12 protein-coding genes are annotated in these 16,741 nt (G+C 71.1%); 6 read left to right on the top strand and 6 right to left on the bottom strand.

Features of this window, described 5'->3' with window-relative positions:
* Window positions 1-79: 79 nt before the first annotated feature.
* On the top strand, window positions 80-694 hold the full coding sequence (locus tag VFK57_07005; GenBank protein HET7695439.1) for a hypothetical protein: 615 nt from the start codon (window positions 80-82) through the stop codon (window positions 692-694).
* Here the strand turns inward: VFK57_07005 and VFK57_07000 are convergent, their stop codons facing one another.
* Together VFK57_07000 and VFK57_06995 are read right to left on the bottom strand one after the other, a co-directional pair.
* Entirely contained in the window at window positions 695-1,564 is an 870-nt protein-coding gene (locus VFK57_07000) for a hypothetical protein (GenBank protein ID HET7695438.1), read from the bottom strand.
* Window positions 1,565-1,570: 6 nt separating this feature from the next.
* Entirely contained in the window at window positions 1,571-2,170 is a 600-nt protein-coding gene (locus VFK57_06995; GenBank protein HET7695437.1) for a hypothetical protein, read from the bottom strand.
* Between the two features lie 219 nt (window positions 2,171-2,389).
* On the opposite strand from VFK57_06995, the gene VFK57_06990 reads away from it, so the two are divergent.
* The 4 genes from VFK57_06990 to VFK57_06975 are packed head-to-tail and all read left to right on the top strand — an operon-like array spanning window position 2,390 to window position 6,564.
* Window positions 2,390-2,731: a helix-turn-helix transcriptional regulator gene (locus tag VFK57_06990; protein HET7695436.1), complete on the top strand. Its 342-nt coding sequence runs from the start codon at window positions 2,390-2,392 to the stop codon at window positions 2,729-2,731.
* Window positions 2,731-5,334, top strand: coding sequence for an ABC transporter permease (locus tag VFK57_06985; protein HET7695435.1), 2,604 nt, complete (start codon window positions 2,731-2,733; stop codon window positions 5,332-5,334). The genes VFK57_06990 and VFK57_06985 overlap by 1 nt, the downstream gene beginning before the upstream one ends.
* Before the next feature lie 42 nt (window positions 5,335-5,376).
* A complete protein-coding gene (locus VFK57_06980; protein HET7695434.1) occupies window positions 5,377-6,096 on the top strand; it encodes a hypothetical protein in 720 nt (239 codons plus the stop codon).
* A gap of 18 nt (window positions 6,097-6,114) precedes the next feature.
* Window positions 6,115-6,564 (top strand): YhcH/YjgK/YiaL family protein, encoded by a 450-nt coding sequence (locus VFK57_06975; GenBank protein ID HET7695433.1) that lies wholly within the window; start codon window positions 6,115-6,117, stop codon window positions 6,562-6,564.
* On the opposite strand, the gene VFK57_06970 is transcribed toward VFK57_06975, so the two are convergent.
* The 3 genes from VFK57_06970 to VFK57_06960 form a co-directional block, all read right to left on the bottom strand.
* A complete protein-coding gene (locus VFK57_06970) occupies window positions 6,561-10,046 on the bottom strand; it encodes a UvrD-helicase domain-containing protein (protein ID HET7695432.1) in 3,486 nt (1,161 codons plus the stop codon). The two genes, VFK57_06975 and VFK57_06970, sit on opposite strands and share 4 nt — an antisense overlap.
* A gap of 14 nt (window positions 10,047-10,060) precedes the next feature.
* Window positions 10,061-13,342, bottom strand: coding sequence for a PD-(D/E)XK nuclease family protein (locus VFK57_06965; GenBank protein ID HET7695431.1), 3,282 nt, complete (start codon window positions 13,340-13,342; stop codon window positions 10,061-10,063).
* A gap of 101 nt (window positions 13,343-13,443) precedes the next feature.
* Window positions 13,444-14,508 (bottom strand): NADH:flavin oxidoreductase/NADH oxidase, encoded by a 1,065-nt coding sequence (locus tag VFK57_06960; protein ID HET7695430.1) that lies wholly within the window; start codon window positions 14,506-14,508, stop codon window positions 13,444-13,446.
* 59 nt (window positions 14,509-14,567) lie between these two features.
* Between VFK57_06960 and VFK57_06955 the strand changes: the two genes are divergently transcribed.
* A complete protein-coding gene (locus VFK57_06955) occupies window positions 14,568-15,446 on the top strand; it encodes a GNAT family N-acetyltransferase (GenBank protein ID HET7695429.1) in 879 nt (292 codons plus the stop codon).
* On the opposite strand, the gene VFK57_06950 is transcribed toward VFK57_06955, so the two are convergent.
* Entirely contained in the window at window positions 15,421-16,734 is a 1,314-nt protein-coding gene (locus VFK57_06950) for a hypothetical protein (protein HET7695428.1), read from the bottom strand. The genes VFK57_06955 and VFK57_06950 overlap by 26 nt on opposite strands.
* Window positions 16,735-16,741 lie beyond the last annotated feature (7 nt).

Here is a 16,741-nt window from a genome sequence, read left to right as displayed (position 1 = left end):
TTCGCAGGAATGGCAGAGCTGCAAGAGCTCTGCGGTCAAGGCTACCACGGCGCGGCGCGCCGGGATGCGATGATGAGGCGTGTTGTCGTCGGTCCGCCAGCGGCGCGTGCGCGTGCTCGACGCGCTGGAACTGCGCGCCAGACAGTTCCGGTCGCGCGGCGGAATCTGGCCGTTTCGCGTGCCGCACGCGCCGCTCGATCTCGAAGACGTGATCGAGAGCGCGCTCGAAGGCGAGGGCGGGGTGGAGGCCGACGCGCTGCGCTCGCGCACCGTGCTCGAGCTGACGTGGGGCGATCACCGATGGGAGCTCTGGGTCGTGGCGCTGCCGTCCGGCATCCTGCTCTACTGCGATTCCGGCGACGGCGAGACCCGCATCCTCGCCTCGGCCCGACGAGGCAATCCGGCCGAGGCGGACGGGTTCTTCCTGGAACGGCTCGCGCAGTCGCGCGGACACGACTTCGGCATCGAGATGGCGGGGCCTCCGCCGGACCGGGTCCGCTCCTCCATCGGCGACCGCGAGTTCCTCGCCGAGGTGTTCGTCGATCTGTTCGAAGGATCCGACGCGGAGCAGGCGCTGCGCGGCGACGCGCGCCGCGCCGATTTCCACGCCGTCGTCGCGGCGTGGCTGGACGGCGTCCTCAGCGCGCCGCCGCCCGGCCGGCGGCAGCCGCGCGTGAGGGACGAAGAACCGTAGCTATTTGAACCCGAGCAGCACGCCGGCGCCGAACATCAGCGTCGCGCTGTTGTCGTCGCGCGCCGAGATGGTGCGCCCGACGTTGGTGTAGAGCGCGACGTCGGGGCGCAGCACGAACGAGATGCCGCCGTTCACGTCGGTCCGCGCCTTGTGCAGGCCGAGCGCGGCGCTGAGATCGTCGTGGTGCACGGAGTACGACTGGCTGATCGCGCCGCTGATCGAGGCCCGATCCGACACCTCGATTTCCACGGCGCCGCTGCCGAACATCGCGCCGCGCGAGAAGTAGCCGGCGCTGCCGAACAGGCGCCAGCCCTGGCGCTGCAGCTCGACGCTGGCCGGCAGCGCCCACGTGACGCGGCTGCTGCCGTCCGGCGGATCGACGCTGAGCACCTCGAGCATCGGCGTCACGCCGAAGCCGAGCCGCGACGGACCCGGCTCGCGCAGCTGAACCTTGGCGCTCAGATACATGTCGCCGAAGCCGCGGACCACGGGCGCGCCCGTGACGGAGGCGCGGTAGTACGGCACGCTCATGCCGATCTGCACGCGCCGGTGAATCGCGACGCCGCTGTCGACGGTCGGCAGATCGAGCTCGCGATACACCGGCGTCTTGAACAGACCGACGCCGAAGCTGACGAACCCGGTCCCCGCCTCCATCACCGACGCGTCGTCCAGCCACGATCCGAAGTTGCGGACGCCGGTTCCCGCGATGTTGCTCCCGGGCACCGCGCTCGAGGGGTTCGACGCCGCTGTTACCGTGCTCTTGTAGTGTCCGAACGCGTTGCCGCGGCCGTTGCCCTGCGCGAACGCGGTGCCGGTGTCACACACCAGCACCGCGGCAGCCGTCCCGAGGACGGCGATCCACGTACGCATCGGCGCCTACCGCATGTCCTTCATCGCCTGGCCGAGACTCATGTTCTCGTAGACGATGCGCTGCTTCAGCCCCTCGAAGGAGAGGTTGTGGTTGTAGGACGCGTTCACGGTCGAAACGAACTGGCCGAGGTTCTTGAAGCCGGCCGCTGCCGTCATCAGGTCGGTGCCCGCGGGCAGCCGGCTGCGCAGCTTCGCCGCCAGGTTCGTGTTGCGCTCCAGCTTCTGCTGCACCGGCGAGAGCTGCGTCGTGTTCGTCGTCGTGGTGGTGGTGGTCGTCGTGGTCGTCGGCGTGGACGTCCGCGCGACCTCCGTCTTCTTCGTCGTCTTGACCGACGTCCTGGCGGACGCGGTGGTCGACTTGGTGGTCGACTTCGGGCTCGACTTCACGGTCGTCTTGCTCACCGTGGCCTTGACCTTGACCGGCTTCACGGTGCTCTTCGACTGCAGCTTGACGGTCGACTTGCCGTGCGCCGTCGGCTGCGACTTCACGACCGTCTTCGAAACGGCGTGCGGCTTGGGGGCGCCGCCCTTCGGTTTCTGCGCCGCGAACGCCGGCCCCGCCGTCACCATCGTCAGAATCGCGATTCCGATAAGGCTGTGTTTCATGGTGACGGGTGGATCCGCAAGACACGTTCCACGGGGGTGTGCGCCGGCTCAACATTGTAAGTACTTTGGCGGCTGTGACTTGCGCCCGCCGTGTGCGCCGCTCCGCGGCGTCCGGCCGACAAGACTGCCGTGCTTCATTACGAAGTTGCTCGATCGCGGTAAACCGCCGGGGATCGCCGTCCGTCAAAGCCTTTCGAGGATGTCTACGACGTAGACAACATGACGAGCCCCCCTTACCTCGGCGAGTTCGAGCAGCAGGTGCTGCTCGTGGTGGTCCGGCTGAAGGACGCGGCGTTCGGACCTGAGATCGGACGCGAGCTCGAGGCCCGCGCCGGCCGCCGCGTGTCGCGCGGCGCGCTCTATACGACCTTCGATCGTCTCGAAGACAAGGGACTGCTGCGGTGGCACACGGTGCCGGGCACCGAAGCCCGCGATGGCCTGCCGCGGCGGCTGTATGCCGTCACTCCCGTGGGGCTGGCGTCGCTGCGTGCCGCGCGCGACGTGGTGCGGCGGCTCTGGGCCGGGCTGGATGCGCGGCTGAACGATCCGGGGCGCGGCTGATGCGGCACGATCCGCCGCCGCTCGCCGAATGGCTGCTGCGCCGCTTCCTGCCGCTCGATCGGCAGAACGACGTCGTCCGCGGCGATCTCCTCGAGGAGTTCCGCCGCCGGCAATCCCGCGCCTGGTACTGGCGCGAGGCGCTCTCCCTCCTCTTCCGCGGACACGGGTACAAGAACATGCTGACGCTCGACAGTCTCCTGCAGGACTTTCGCTTCGCCTGCCGCTCGTTCGCGAAGGCCCCCTCCTTCACCGCGCTCGTGGTCCTGACGCTGGCGCTCGGCGTCGGATCGTCGACCGCCATCTTCTCGATCGTGAACGCCGTGCTGCTGCGGCCGCTGCCGTTCCCGGAGTCCGATCGCCTGATGTGGATCAGCGAAGCGAACAGCAGCGGCGCGGTCGTGTCGGTGTCGTGGCCGAACTTCCAGGACCTCCGCGTCCGGCAGCGATCGTTCGAACGCATCGCGGTGTCGCGCCATTCGTCGTTCACGATGACGGGGCACGGGCAGGCGCGGCGGGTCCTCGGCCGGACGGTGACCGGCTCGTTCTTTCCCACCATCGGCGTGCAGCCGGCGCTCGGCCGAAGCATCACCGATGCGGACGATGCGCCGGGCGCGGAGCCGGTGGCGATCCTGAGCCACGCATTCTGGCGCGCACAATTCGGCGAAGACCCGGGCGTGCTCGGGAAGCGGCTGAACCTCGGCGACTTCCAGTTCACCATCGTCGGCGTGCTGCCCGCCGGGTTCCGATACCTGCGCGACTACGACCTCTTCACGTCCGTCGGGCCGTTCACGCGCAATCCGTCGTTGAACGATCGCGGAAACCACCAGGGCTTCGTCGGCGTCGGACGGCTGCGCCCCGGCGTAACCGAGCGGGCGGCCGCCGACGAGCTCCAGCAGATCGCACGGCAGCTCGCGCAGGAGCATCCCGCCACGAACTCGGGACTGAACACCGTGATGTCGCCGCTGCAGTCGCGGCTGGTGAACGAAGAGCGCACGACGCTGCTGGTCCTGTTCGGCGCCGTCGGGATTCTGCTCCTGATGGCCTGCGTGAACGTGGCCAATCTGCTGATCGCGCGGGGCGCGTCGCGGCAGCACGAGCTGGCGGTCCGCGCCGCGCTCGGCGGACGGCGGACCCGGCTGTTGATGCAGCTGCTGGTCGAGAGCACGACGCTCGCGGCCGCCGGCGGAGCCATCGGGATTCTGCTCGCGGCAGGCATGCTGCGGCTGCTGCTCGGCGTCGCGCCGGCGGAGACGCCGCGGCTCGACGAAGTGTCGCTCGATCGCGCCGCGCTGTTCTTCGCGGTGACCGCCGCGGTCGTCTGCGGGATCGTGTTCGGCTTGTTCCCGGCCGCGCAGGCGTCGCGCGCGAGCGGCCAGCCACTGGTCATCCGGACGCGCACCGCCGGAGCGTCAGCGCAATCGCACCGGCTGCGTCGCGGATTGCTGGTGGCGGAAGTGGCGCTGGCGCTGATCCTGCTGGCCGGCGCCGGACTGATGGTCCGCACCCTGTTGGGTCTCACCTCGCTCGACACCGGCTTCCGTCCGGATCATCTGCTGACGATGCGCGTCGAACTGCCGCGCGGGTTCGACGACGATGCGAAGCGAGCTGCGGCGGCCGGCGAACTGGTCGCGCGCGTTCGCGAGCTGCCCGGCGTCACGGCCGCCGCGGCGGGCTACTCGATGCCGATCGACGGCTCCTCCTGGAACTCGGTGTTCGCCGCGAGGGACAAGCCGATCCCCGCTTCCCGCGATCGGATCCCGGTGGCCGCGATGATCCCGGTCTCGCCGGCGTACTTCGACACGCTCGGGATGCGGGTGGTGCGCGGACGCGTGTTCACCGCCGCGGATCGGGCGGCGTCACCGCCCGTCGCCGTGGTCAACGAGACGCTCGCGCGCACCCTGTGGCCGGGCGACGATCCGATCGGCAAGTCACTGAAGCAGGGATGGCCGGAACGACCGGGCACGTGGCGCGAAGTGGTCGGTGTCATCGGCGACGTCAAGTTCGAAGGCCTGACCGAGACCACGCCGCTGCAGGTCTACATGCCCCTGGCCCAGGAACCGCCGCGCGACCTCACGATCCTGGCGAAGACCGCGGTGCCGCCGGGTTCGATGCGCGCGTCGATCGAGTCCGCGATCGCGGGCGTCAGCCCGGAGATGACCGTGTCGGCCGTCAGGACGATGGACGAGGTGCTGTCGGCGTCAATCGCCCGGCAGCGGATGGCGCTGCTGGTGCTCGGCGTCTTCGCGGCGATCGCGCTCGTGCTGGCCGTCACCGGCCTGTATGGCCTCGTCTCGCACGGGGTTACGGAGCGCGCGCACGAAATCGGCGTCCGCATGGCGCTCGGCGCGGAACGGCGCGACGTCGTCGCGCTCGTCCTCCGCGGCGGCCTGTCGATGACCACCGCCGGCGTGATCCTCGGGGTCGCCGGAGCGGCGCTGCTCTCGCGGGGGCTCGACGGGCTCGTGTTCGGCGTCGACCCGCTGGATCCGGCGACGTTCGCCGCGGTCGTCACCGGGCTCGTCACGGTCGCGCTGGCTGCCTGCTACCTGCCCGCCCGCCGCGCCACCCGGATTCCGCCGGCGGCGGCGCTGCGCGCGGACTGAGATATATTCAGCAGTCTGACCGCCACAGAAGGAGTTCAAGACATGCGCCGCGTTTACGCCATTACGTTCGCTCTCGTCACCGCCTTGTCCGTCGCCGGGACGCAGGCCCAACAGCCTGCCGCCGGGGCCGCACAGGGTGACGCCTCCCGGAAAGTCGCCGGCGGCGGCATCACCGCCAAAGGCTGGCAGGGCAAGGTCGACGCCGCTGAAGCCTCGAAAGGCGGCAAGCTCACCGATTCGAAGTTCGCGCAGCAGGGAAGCGAGTTCCACATCAACAACGGCCCGGCCGCCGTCTACTGGAACCCGGCCAACACCGCGAGCGGCAGCTACACGGTGAGCGCGACCTTCACCGAGCCCAAATACATGTCGTCGAACGATCACCCGCATCCGTACGGGCTGTTCATCGGCGGCGCCAACCTGGACACCGACAAGGCATCGCTGCTGTACTGCACGCCGTACGGCAACGGCACGTTCATCGTGCGCGGCTTCGGGCCGGCGCCGTTCGCGCCCGGCGCGGGGCGCAAGCCGATCGCGAACGAGGCGGTGAAGAAGGCGACGGCCGGCGGCAGCATCACGCAGGAAGTCGCCTGGGTGGTGACGCCGGAGAAGGCGGACTGCAAGATCAACGGCACCGTCGTCGCCAGCTTCCCGAAGGCGGAACTGGTCGGCGAAGGCAAGCTCACGTCGCTCGACGGCATCGCGGGCATCCGCGTCGCGCACAACGTCGACGTGAACGTCAGCAACTTCAAGATCACGAAGTAGGCACGGAGCGCCCGCGCCATGATCATTGACGCGGGCGCGTTCTGCCACCGCTACGCGCCCCTCCACCCGCTCTTCGCCCGCGCCTTCCGCTTTCTCGCCGACGCCGATCTGCGGTCGTTCGCGCCGGGACGCCATCCCGTCGACGGCGACCGTCTCTACCTCTCGATCGATCACGTGCAGGGACGCGGCCGCGACGGCGCGCGGCTCGAGGCGCACCGGCGCTACATCGACATCCAGTACACCATCGACGGCGCGGAAGAGATCGGCTGGATGCCGCTGGCGAACTGCGGTGCCCTGGCGTCGCCGTTCGACGACGCCAGGGACGTCGGATTCTTCGACATGCGGCCGACCACCTGGCTGGCCGTTCCGGCGGGAACCTTCGTCGTCTTTTTCCCGCAGGACGCCCACGCGCCGCTGGCGGGGCGCGGCCCGCTGAAGAAGGCGATCATGAAGGTCGCGGTGGACTAGACGCGAAAGAGAATGCCCGACGCGCGGCGCCCGGTCGCGCGCGCCACCGCCTGCACGTACTGCCGCAGCTGCGCGCGGTAGCGCATCTCCCCGGTAGACAGCTCGTGATCGGTCTTGAAGTCGACGACGAAGGTGGTGTCCCCTTCCTCGAACGCGAGGTCGAGCACCCCTTCGATCAACGTCCCGTCCTCGTTCACCCATGACACCGGCGTTTCGCGCATCACCGACGCGGAGGCGCGGACCCGGCCGAGGAGATCGTGACGGAGCACGGCGGCGACGACATTGGCGGCGGCGGCGGCGTCGGACGCGGACGCGTTGATGATGCGCGCCTGCGTCTGCGCCGTGCGTCCGATCGATTCATCGCTCGCGTCGAGCGCGACCGTGGCGAGGACGGCGTGCACCAGCGTGCCGAAGGCGGCGCCGCGCGGACGGTCGGCTGCGCCCGGCAGCTGAATCAGCCGGACGTCGTCCGCGCCCGCTCCGTCGAGCATCGCCAGGTCGAGCCCGCTGCTCGCCGCCTCGGCGGCCCATGCGGTCGCCGTCTGAAACTTCACCGTCGGCCGGGACGCGTCCGTCAGCGTCTGCGCGCGCGCCTCACGCCAGCGCTCGTACGCGGCAAGCCGCTCGTCGACGGCGAACATGTCGCCGTCCTTCACGATCAGGTCGTCGCGTTTGAGGCCGAATGACGACGTCGCCCCCAGCCGCAGCGCGCGCGGATCCCACCAGGTCACCGGGTACGGGGTGCCGGGCGCCGGGTGCGCGGGTGCCAGGACGTAGGTGCCGGGGGCGACGGTGTGGGGCGTGGCGGGATCGCCGTCGGGACGGACGAGCACGGTGTCCCTGGACGTGAACACCGGCACGCCGGGGGCGCGGGAGGGCTGGCGGCGGGCGGACTCGGGCGGGTAGATTGCGGGGACGAGCGGATCGAGCCAGCCGCCTTCGTACGGCGCGTCGCCGATCGCGGGGACGACCAGGAGGTCGCGCGCGCGAGTCGCGGCGACGTAGGTCAGGCGCTGCGATTCGGCGCGATCGCGCGCCGCTTCCTCGGCATCGTGCAGCAGCAGGTCGATCGGCGACCAGCCGCCGATCTTGAGCGCGCACAGATTGCGCTCGGGATCGAGCCAGCGGCCGGCTTCGGCGCGCGCCAGCTTGCAGGTGAGATCCGCGAGCACGACGACCGGAAACTCGAGCCCCTTGGCTTTGTGCACGGTCATCATGCGGACGCCGTCGCTGCCCTCCTCGAGGATCGGCGCTTCCCCGGCCGCCGCGGTCTCCGCCGCCAGGCGCAGCTCGTCGACGAACCCGCGGAACGACAGGCCGCCGCCCGCTTCGTACTCGCGCGCCAGCTCGGCGACGTGGAACACGTTGGCCAGGGCCTGCTCTCCGGCGCTGCGCAGCACGATGCCCACGTGCGCGCGGGTGGCGTCGAGCAGCTCCTGAATCGTGTCCGCGACCGGACGGTAGTTGCGCCGGCGGTGCAGACGCTGCAGCAGGTGCAGGCTCTCGACGATCGGCTGCAGGTGGGCGGCGTTCGGGCCGCGATCGTCGAGGCCGGGAATCCGGAACGGATGGAACGCGCCGAAGCGCTGCTTCCATTCGAGCAGCTCTTCGTCGCCGACGGCGAACAGCGCGCCGCGCAGCGCCGCGAACACCGCCAGCTCGTCGTCGGGCCACTCGATCGCCGACAACGCGGCGCGGATCGTTTCCACCTCCTCGCGATCGTGGAAGGTCTTGCCGCCGACGAGCACGTGGTGCACGCCTCGCGCCTCGAGCGCGCGGACGTACGGCTGCGTCACGTCGTCACCGAAGCTGAGAAAGCGGCGGAAGAGGATGCACACGTCGCGCGCCTGGATTCGCCGTCCGTCGATCTTCCAGCCGCTTTCGCCAGTCAGCCACTCGACGAAGGCGCCGACCGCGTCCGGCAGCGAGGCTTCGATCTTGAGCGCCGACATGTTCCGCGTCCCGTACGGCTCGGGCACCGGCAGCGCGACGACCGCGGGCTGCCCCTTGTGACCGGGACGATACCGGTCGAGCGGCACGTAGTGAGCCTGCAGGGTGAACGCGTCGCCCGTCATCACCGGCGCGAAGGCGGCGTTCACGCATGCCTGGATCTCCGGCACGCCGCGGAAGCTCGTCGTGAGCTGCACCGGCCGCGCGCCGCAGGCGGCCAGCCGCTCGCAGACGTCGCGATAGATGCCGACGTCGGCGCGCCGGAACCGGTAGATCGACTGCTTCGGATCGCCGACGATGAACAGGCGCCCCGGTACGGGCGTGACCTGCCGCCAGTCGTCCTGGGCCGGATCGGCCGACGAGAGCAGCAGCAGGATCTCCGCCTGCAGCGGATCGGTGTCCTGGAACTCGTCGACGAAGATGTGACTGAAGCGCGCCTGGAACCCGCGGCGCACGCCGGCGTTGCCGGCCACGAGGTCGCGCGCCTTGAGCAGCAGGTCGAGGAAATCCAGCGCCCCCGCCCTCGCCTTGAGCGCTTCGTAACCGGCGATCGCGCCGGCCAGCTCCCGCTGCAGCGCGGCGGCGAGATCCGCGTCGGCATCGAGACGGAACTGATCCAGCTTCGGCTTCAGCGCATCGTAGGCGTCGATGACGCGCTGGCGCGAGACGCCCTGCTTGTATCCGGGGCCGCGGCCGTGGCGCGCGCGGGAGAAGCTGCGGTCGCGCGAGAGGTCCACCAGCCTCGCTTCCCACCCGTCGTAGTCCGCCGTCCCCTCCTGCTGGATCGCGATCTCCGCCGACAGGTGCCGCGCCGCGGCAGTGTCGAGGAAGAGCGTGTCCTTCGCGTAGGACGGCTGGTCGGTGAGACCGGCGAAGGCGTGCAGCTCGTCGATCAGCCGATCGACGTCGCGATCGCGGTCGAACGGCGGACGCGTCCACGGCGCGGTGAAGTCGCGCCACTGCGCCAGCTCCCAGGCGGCGCGCTCGAGGCGATCGATCGGCGTGTCTTCGCGCACCGCGGCGCCGAAGCCCTGCCAGATCGACCGCCGCAGCGCGCGGCGGACCCCCTCGGGCGGTTCGCGCAGCTGCGCCTGGATCCAGGCGCCGAAGGCCTGCGCGAACAGCCGCTCCGCCTGCGATTCGGTGAGCACCGCGAACAGCGGGTCGACGCGGGCTTCGACCGGGCGCTCGCGCAGCAGCTCGGCGCAGAAGCCGTGGATCGTGCTCACGTGCGCTTCCTCGAGCGACTGCAGCGCATCGTTCAGCGCATCGCGCTCGTCCTCCGGCGCGTCGTTCCGCGCCACGTCGAGCGCCTCGCGCAGCCGCAGCTTCAGCTCGCCCGCCGCCTTTTCGGTGAAGGTCACCGCGACGATGCCGTCCACCCTGGCGCGGCGGGTGGCCAGGATGCGGACGATGCGCCTGACCAGCTCGGTCGTCTTGCCGGTGCCCGCCGCGGCTTCGACGACGAGCGTCTGGTCGAGCGCGGTGGCGATGGCGTGGCGCGCGCCGGCGTCTGCAAGTGTCTGGTGCATGTGAACTCCGCCGCTCACGGCTTTTCGCGCAGAGCCTCGAGGTCGCCGAGCTTTTCGGACGCCTTGTTGCGGACCCGGCGGGGCTCGTCGGGACCGCAGACGGGGAGGAAATCGCACCAGGTGCAGGCGCGGTCGGCGGGCGCCGCGGGCAGGAAGCCCAGCTCGATCGCGCGATCGACGATCTCGAGCGCTTCGATGCCCATCCGGCGGTTGGCCTCGTTCAGCGGAATCTGGTGATCGGTGAAGGCGCCGGCCGTCGTGCAATAGAACAGACGGCCAGCCTTCACGGATTTGCCGAGCGCCTGCTCGACGGCGAGGCCGTAGAGCACCGGCTGCAGAATGGCGCCGCCGCCGATCACCGTCTTCCAGGTGGTGCGGTTCTTTCCCGTCTTGTGGTCGGTGATCCGCAGCGAGTCTCCCTGCGTCTCGACGAGGTCGACGGAACCGCGCAGGATGAACCGGCCGTCGACGACGACCGGCTCGTCGACGCTGTTGGGATCGCGGCCGCTCTGGTCGCGGAGCCCGAACGCGAACTCGAAGTAGGTGGGAACCCACGCGTCTTCACCCGGGAGCCGGCGGACCCAGACCCGCAGGTCGCGTCCGATGTCGGCGATCTCGTCGTCCCACACCCGTTCGATGGCCGGCGCCAGTTCGTCCTTGTATCTCCTCGCGACCGCCGCGAGCGCCGCGTCGATCGTCCTGAGCGCGTGCGGCACGCGCTCGGGCGTGACCGGCAGGCGGCCGTCCTGCTTCAACTGACGGAAGAACGTCGCCTGCGCCTCGTGAAAGATCGATCCGCGGGTGAGCGGGTCGAGCTTCTGCAGCGGCTCGATCTCGCGCGGCGGCTCGAGCCGGTAGATCGCCGACAGCAGGAACTGATACGGGCACGAGGAGTACTTCTGCAGCGCGGAGAGCGAGTACGGCCGCGCCGCGAGGCGCTGTGACTCGAGCATCGGCCTGGTCATGCCGGTCACCCGGGTGATGCCGTCGTACGGCGTCCAGGCCGAGCGGCCGCGCGACCAGCGCGCGACGACCGATCGCTTCAGCGCGTCGTTGAGCTTCAGCAGGTAATGCGCCTGGCCGCGGACGGCGGCGCGCGGCTCGATCTGCAGCAGCTCGCGCAGCACCGAGAGGTCGTGCTCGAGATCGTCGATGGCGTCGCCCGGCTGCGGCGGCGCCGGCCACGCCAGCCCCGCTCCGCCTTCGGCCGCCGCGGCATCCTGCAGCTGCTGCGGCTGCGGAATCCGCCCGGTGACCGCGCGCATGACGTCGAGCGCATAGAAGCTCGGCACCCGCGGACGCGATTCCGCCAGCTCCAGGCGCGGATACGAGAGCCACAGCCGCTCGCGCGCCGCGCCGACGGCAAGCCGCAGCAGCAGACGTTCGGTCCTGGCGCGATCCTCCTGCAGCGGCAGGCCCGCGTCGAGCGGGAGCCGCATCTCGCGATCGAGGAGCATCGGATCCTCGTGCGGCCGCTGCGGAAACATCCGCTCCGCCAGCCCGGCGACGAAGACGACGCGGAAGGCGCGGCCGCGCGCCTGATGGGGACTGCCGACGAACACGCGGCCGTAGCGGCTGCGCGGCGGATCCATGTCGAGCATCTGCAGCCGATCGGCAATCACGTCGCGGGCCTCGTCGAGCGAGACCGGCCCGATCTCCGCCATCGGCCGCAGCTGTTCGAGCACGCGAAGGACGCGTTCGGGCTGGCGCAGCACGTCGGGCGCGAGCTCCGCAAAGCGATCGAGCCACTCCCCCCAGGCGGCCGACGCCGGCCAGGCGGCGAGACGAGTGACGATCGGCAGCGCAAAGGCGCGCAGGTGGCCGAGATTGCGGAGGTCGCGCTCGATCCGCGCCAGGCGGGGCGAGTCGGGATCCTCCTTGCGCTCGGCCTCGCGCTGCAGGCGCAGCTCGTTCGCGAGCCCGTTCAGCCGCCGCGCCCAGCGCTCCGGATCGCCGCCGATGACCGCGGACTCGACGATCAGCGTCTCCCATTTCCAGGGCGCCCGCAGGCTGCCGTCGACGATCGCGTCGTCTTCGGTCGAGAGCTGGAGGTCGGCGGCCGGCACGTCCGGCGCGGGCGCATCGGCGCGCGCTCCCGGGAGCGTCAGCTCGTCGTCCAGCGGCAGCACGAACTCGGGCGGCTTCCGCTCGTCGAGGCGCGGGACCTGTGCGAGCGAGAGATACTCGGCGAAGCGGCGGGCGGAGAGATGCTCGCCGGCGCACGCGAGCATGGCGAGAAACGCGCGGCCGCCCGGATGGGGCCGGCGGGTGCCGCGATCGAACCACCCCGGGATGCCGGCGCGCGCCAGCGCGTGCTCGAGCAGCCCGACATAGCGCTGGGGCGCGCGCAGGAAGACGGCGATCTCGTCGAAACGCACCCCGCTCCGCGCCTCCTGCACGATCCGCCGCGCGATCTCGACGCACTCGCGCCCTTCACCGGGCGCCGAGAAGAAGCGAACGTCACCGGCGGGCCGGCGGGCGGCCGGATTCGTCCGCTCGAACAGATGGCGGCGCAGCGCGGCGAGGTCGCTGTCATCCGACGGCTCCAGCGTCTCAGGGCGGAGGTCGAGCGCGGCCAGGCGCGCCAGCGTGCCGACGTCGCCGCTGGGCACCGTGATCAGCGTCCGCGCCGTCGATCCCGGAGCGGCGGCGGACGCGGCGCCCGCAATCAGCGCGCGGACGAAGGCGAACTCGACGTCGGAATCGATCGGCACGTCCAGCAGCACGAGCGCCGCCGGACGATCGATCGGGTGACGGTCCGAGCCCAGCGCCTCGGTCGCGGCCGCGAAGAGCGTCGCGCGGTCCGTCGCGGACGCGGCGGCGAACTGCCGGTCGAACCGCTCGAGCAGCGCCGCGAGATCGCGGCCGCCGAGGTCGAGCGTCCGCAGCCGGTCGGGACCGACGCCCGCCAGCCGCAGCTCCTGAAGCGTGCGCGCCAGCGCGCGCGGGAAACCCGGCGTCCTCGCGACCGGCGCGAAATAGTCGAGCGCCCCCTCGCGTTGCGCTTCGAACGTGGCGCGCGCGGCCACGGCTTCGGACCCGAGGTAGGTGACCGGCGCGAGCTCCTGGTCGGCGAGCACCGGCGCGGCCAGCCGCGCGGCGAGCTGCGTCAGGCTGAAGCGATGCAGCCCGATGGTCGCCCCGGCCCCCGACGCGATCGTGCGCGCCAGATCGTCCACCGATCCGCGGGAGGCGCCGACCAGCCAGACGTCGCCGCGGCGCGCGCGCGCCTGCACGAAGTCTCGCGCGGCGTCGAGCCGGAGTTGTGCGGAAGAAGATTCGATGAGAGTTGCCATGCCCGCCCCCGCGGCCGCCATGCCGGGTCACCGGAAACGGCCGCGCCACGCGAGCCGTGGCTGAATATTACACCGGGAGTCGTCCGGCGGCGCGCCTGCGTTCAGAACGCGCGCTGATATTGCACCGGCGGATGCACCGGCGCGCCGAGCGCGCGGGCAGCGTGCAGCGGCCAGTACGGCTGGCGCAGCAGCTCGCGCGCCATGATGATCACGTCGGCCTGCTCGCGGGCGAGAATCGCCTCGGCCTGTTCGGGCTCGGTGATCAGGCCGACCGCGCCGGTCTTGATCCCCGCCTCGCGCCGGACGCGTTCCGCGAACGGCACCTGATAGCCGGGCCCGACCGGAATCCTGGCGTGCGGCACATTGCCGCCGGTGGAGCAGTCGATCAGATCGACGCCGCGATCCTTCAGTTGCGCCGCGAGCGCCACCGAGTCGTCGATCGTCCATCCTCCGTCCGTCCAGTCCGTCGCGGAAATGCGGACGAACAACGGCAGCCGCTCGGGCCATACGGCACGCACCGCATCCACCACTTCGCGCACGAACCGCGTGCGGTTTTCGAACGATCCGCCGTAGCGGTCGTTCCGCTGATTGCTGAGCGGCGACAGGAACTCGTGCAGCAGGTAACCGTGCGCGGCATGAATCTCGGCGACCTTGCCGCCGGCCTCCAGCAGGCGGCGGGCGCCGGCGGCGAAGGCGGACACCACGTTGGCGATGTCCGACTCCGTCATCGCGCGCGGCGTCTGCCATCCCTCGCGGAACGGCAGCGGGCTCGGCGCCCAGATGGGCGTCCAGCCGCCATCCTCGAGGGCCACCGGCGCGCCCCCCTTCCATGGCTCCGCCGTGCTCGCCTTGCGCCCCGCGTGCGCGAGCTGCATCCCGGGCACCGCCCCCTGCGACTCGATGAATCGGAAGATGCGCGCGAGCGGCTCGACGTGGTCGTCGAGATAGATGCCCAGGTCCGCGGGACTGATCCGTCCGTCCGCCGTGACCGCCGTGGCCTCGGTCAGCACCAGTCCCGCTCCTCCCACCGCGCGGCTGCCGAGATGCACGACGTGCCAGTCCGTCGCGAAACCATTCGGGCTCGAGTACTCGCACATCGGCGAGACGACGATCCGGTTGCGGAGGGTGACGTCGCGAAGGGGCAGCGGCGTGAACAGGGTCGGCATATGCAGATACGACGCACCAATCGTACCGGCGGTGCCCGCGCCGCAGATAAGATTCACTCATGCTTTTCGCCACCAGCACGCTCGCGGCGCGGATCGAGAGAGCCGAAGCGGCCGTCGCGGCCGAGTTCGCCGCCGGCGCGCGCGCCGGCGGCAAGGACGTGATGATCGAGCCGATCGGCGGCACCACGGCGGTGTACGGCGGCCCCGGCGAGCCGTTCAACAAGATCGTCGGCCTGGGCTTCGCGGGGCCGGTCGACGAGGCGGCGCTGGCCGCGCTGGAGGCGAAGTACGACGCGCGCGCGGCGGAGATTCGCGTCGAACAGGCCACGCTTGCCGATCCGTCCGTCGCGATCATGCTCACGCGCCGTGGCTACGAGCTGATCGGCTACGAGAACGTGCTCGGCCTCGCGCTGACCCCGGCAATCGTCGACGAGATGTCGCAGCGGATGAAGCAGGACATCACCGCGGGCATCGCGATCTCGCGGGCTGAAGACGACGAGATCAAGGTGTGGATCGAGACCGTCGCGGACGGTTTCCTGCAACCGGACCACAACGATGGACCGCCGCCCACCGAATCCTTCTCGCGCGAGATCCTGATGGGCGTCTACGAGGGCCTGGTGCGGTCGCGGAGTAACGCGCTCTACCTCGCGCGGCGCGACGGCGAAGTGGCCGGTGGAGGCTCGGTGCGGATCTCGGACGGTCTCGCGCAGCTCTCCGGGGCCGCCACGCTGCCGGCGCACCGCCGGCGCGGCGTGCAGTCGGCGCTCCTTCGCGCCCGGCTCGTCGACGCCGCCTCGCGCGGCTGCGATCTCGCGGTCGTCACCACGGATCCGGCGTCGAAGTCGCAGCAGAACGTGCAGCGCGCCGGGTTCGAGCTGCTCTACCCGCGCGCCGTCCTCGTCCGCCGCGCCGCTAACGCACGATCACGCGCCGGATGATCTGATCCTCGGCGACGTAGTAGAAGCCGTCACCGGCGAGCGTGCCCACCGCAGGAGTCGGAGACGCCGCGAGGATTTGCCGCGGCCGCGCGCGCGTGCCCGAGCCGTCGAGCCTCACGCGCACGACCAGATAACTGGCGGCCACGCGTTCGATCCCGAGCAGGGCGCCGTCGCGCCACGCGAGCGACTCGAAGCCGCCCAGATCCTCCGCGCTCTTCACCCGCGCCGCGGTGCGGGCCGCCGGATCGACGCGGATCAGGCCGGCCGCGTCCGAGACGAACAGCGCGCCGTCGTCTGCCGCGGCGATCGCGGGACGCTGACCCGCCGGCCGCTTCAGCTCCAGATTCATCAGGGGCTCGAGCGTTCGTGCCCCCGGTCGCAGACGGAAGACACGCGCACCGCTCGAGCGTTCGTCAACCGCATACACCGTCCCATCCCCCGCGACGGCGACGGCGGCGAGCTTCACCGGCCCTGCGTCTCTGGCCGGACGCACCTCCTGCAGCGTCCGCCCCGAGACGAGCTGCAGCTTGTGCAGGATCGACTCGGCGAGCGCGTCATCCCCTTTCGTGCTCGCGACCCACAGGTCGCCGCGGCGCGCATCGATCGTGAAGCCGGCGAGCTGATCGAAGAATCCCGCCGACGCCCCGCGGACGTAAGGGACGACGTTGCGTGACGCTTCGTCGACGATCATCAGCCGTGGGCCGGTGCCATCGCCGAGCACGAAGCGGCGTGAGACCGAATCGTGCGCGAGGCCGGTCACGTCGACGCCGGGCGCCGCGAACGCCAGGCCCGGCTCCGCCGGTGCCGTCGCGGGCGCGGAGGGCGCAGCGGCATTCCCCGGCTTCGGCGCCGGCCCGGACGGCTCCGGCGGCGCGGACCGGGGCGTTGGCGGAGCCGCTGCCGCCGCCGGCGATGCGGAAGGGGGCGGGGCAGGCGCTGCCGCCGGCGGCTTGCCGGTGAGCCTGGCTTCGAGCCCGGACCAACCCGGGAGGGCGCGGACCCGCGCGAAGTCCGGGTCGGTGAGAACGTCCGGAATGACGCCCAGGTCCGTAATCCGGGTCAGCATCACGAGCGCGTCCCCGGGCCGCCCGCTGAGGGACTGCGCCCGCGCCAGGATCAGCATCAGCTCGGGATCGTTGCGCTTGCCTTTCTGCACGGCGCGCCAGGCGAGGTCGTGGAACGTCTCGGCCTCCCCCCGTGACGCAGCTTCGAGCGCCAGGCGGCGGCAGTCGGCGGTGTCGGTGCAGGAAGGGGCGGAAACCTGGAGCAGGATGAGTAAGAGGAGCACGCCGGGA

The sequence above is a fragment of the Vicinamibacterales bacterium genome (assembly GCA_035699745.1).
Lineage (GTDB): Bacteria > Acidobacteriota > Vicinamibacteria > Vicinamibacterales > 2-12-FULL-66-21 > JAICSD01.
This window is presented reverse-complemented; position numbering and strand designations above follow the sequence as displayed.

What these genes read in the sequence shown, in the direction of transcription:
- VFK57_06975 (HET7695433.1), top strand. Translation starts at nt 6,115, where the DNA reads ATGATCATTGACGCGGGCGCGTTCTGCCACCGCTACGCGCCCCTCCAC.
- VFK57_06970 (HET7695432.1), bottom strand. Translation starts at nt 10,046, where the DNA reads ATGCACCAGACACTTGCAGACGCCGGCGCGCGCCACGCCATCGCCACC.
- VFK57_07000 (HET7695438.1), bottom strand. Translation starts at nt 1,564, where the DNA reads ATGCGTACGTGGATCGCCGTCCTCGGGACGGCTGCCGCGGTGCTGGTG.
- VFK57_06995 (HET7695437.1), bottom strand. Translation starts at nt 2,170, where the DNA reads ATGAAACACAGCCTTATCGGAATCGCGATTCTGACGATGGTGACGGCG.
- VFK57_06990 (HET7695436.1), top strand. Translation starts at nt 2,390, where the DNA reads ATGACGAGCCCCCCTTACCTCGGCGAGTTCGAGCAGCAGGTGCTGCTC.
- VFK57_06965 (HET7695431.1), bottom strand. Translation starts at nt 13,342, where the DNA reads ATGGCAACTCTCATCGAATCTTCTTCCGCACAACTCCGGCTCGACGCC.
- VFK57_06980 (HET7695434.1), top strand. Translation starts at nt 5,377, where the DNA reads ATGCGCCGCGTTTACGCCATTACGTTCGCTCTCGTCACCGCCTTGTCC.
- VFK57_06960 (HET7695430.1), bottom strand. Translation starts at nt 14,508, where the DNA reads ATGCCGACCCTGTTCACGCCGCTGCCCCTTCGCGACGTCACCCTCCGC.
- VFK57_06985 (HET7695435.1), top strand. Translation starts at nt 2,731, where the DNA reads ATGCGGCACGATCCGCCGCCGCTCGCCGAATGGCTGCTGCGCCGCTTC.
- VFK57_06955 (HET7695429.1), top strand. Translation starts at nt 14,568, where the DNA reads ATGCTTTTCGCCACCAGCACGCTCGCGGCGCGGATCGAGAGAGCCGAA.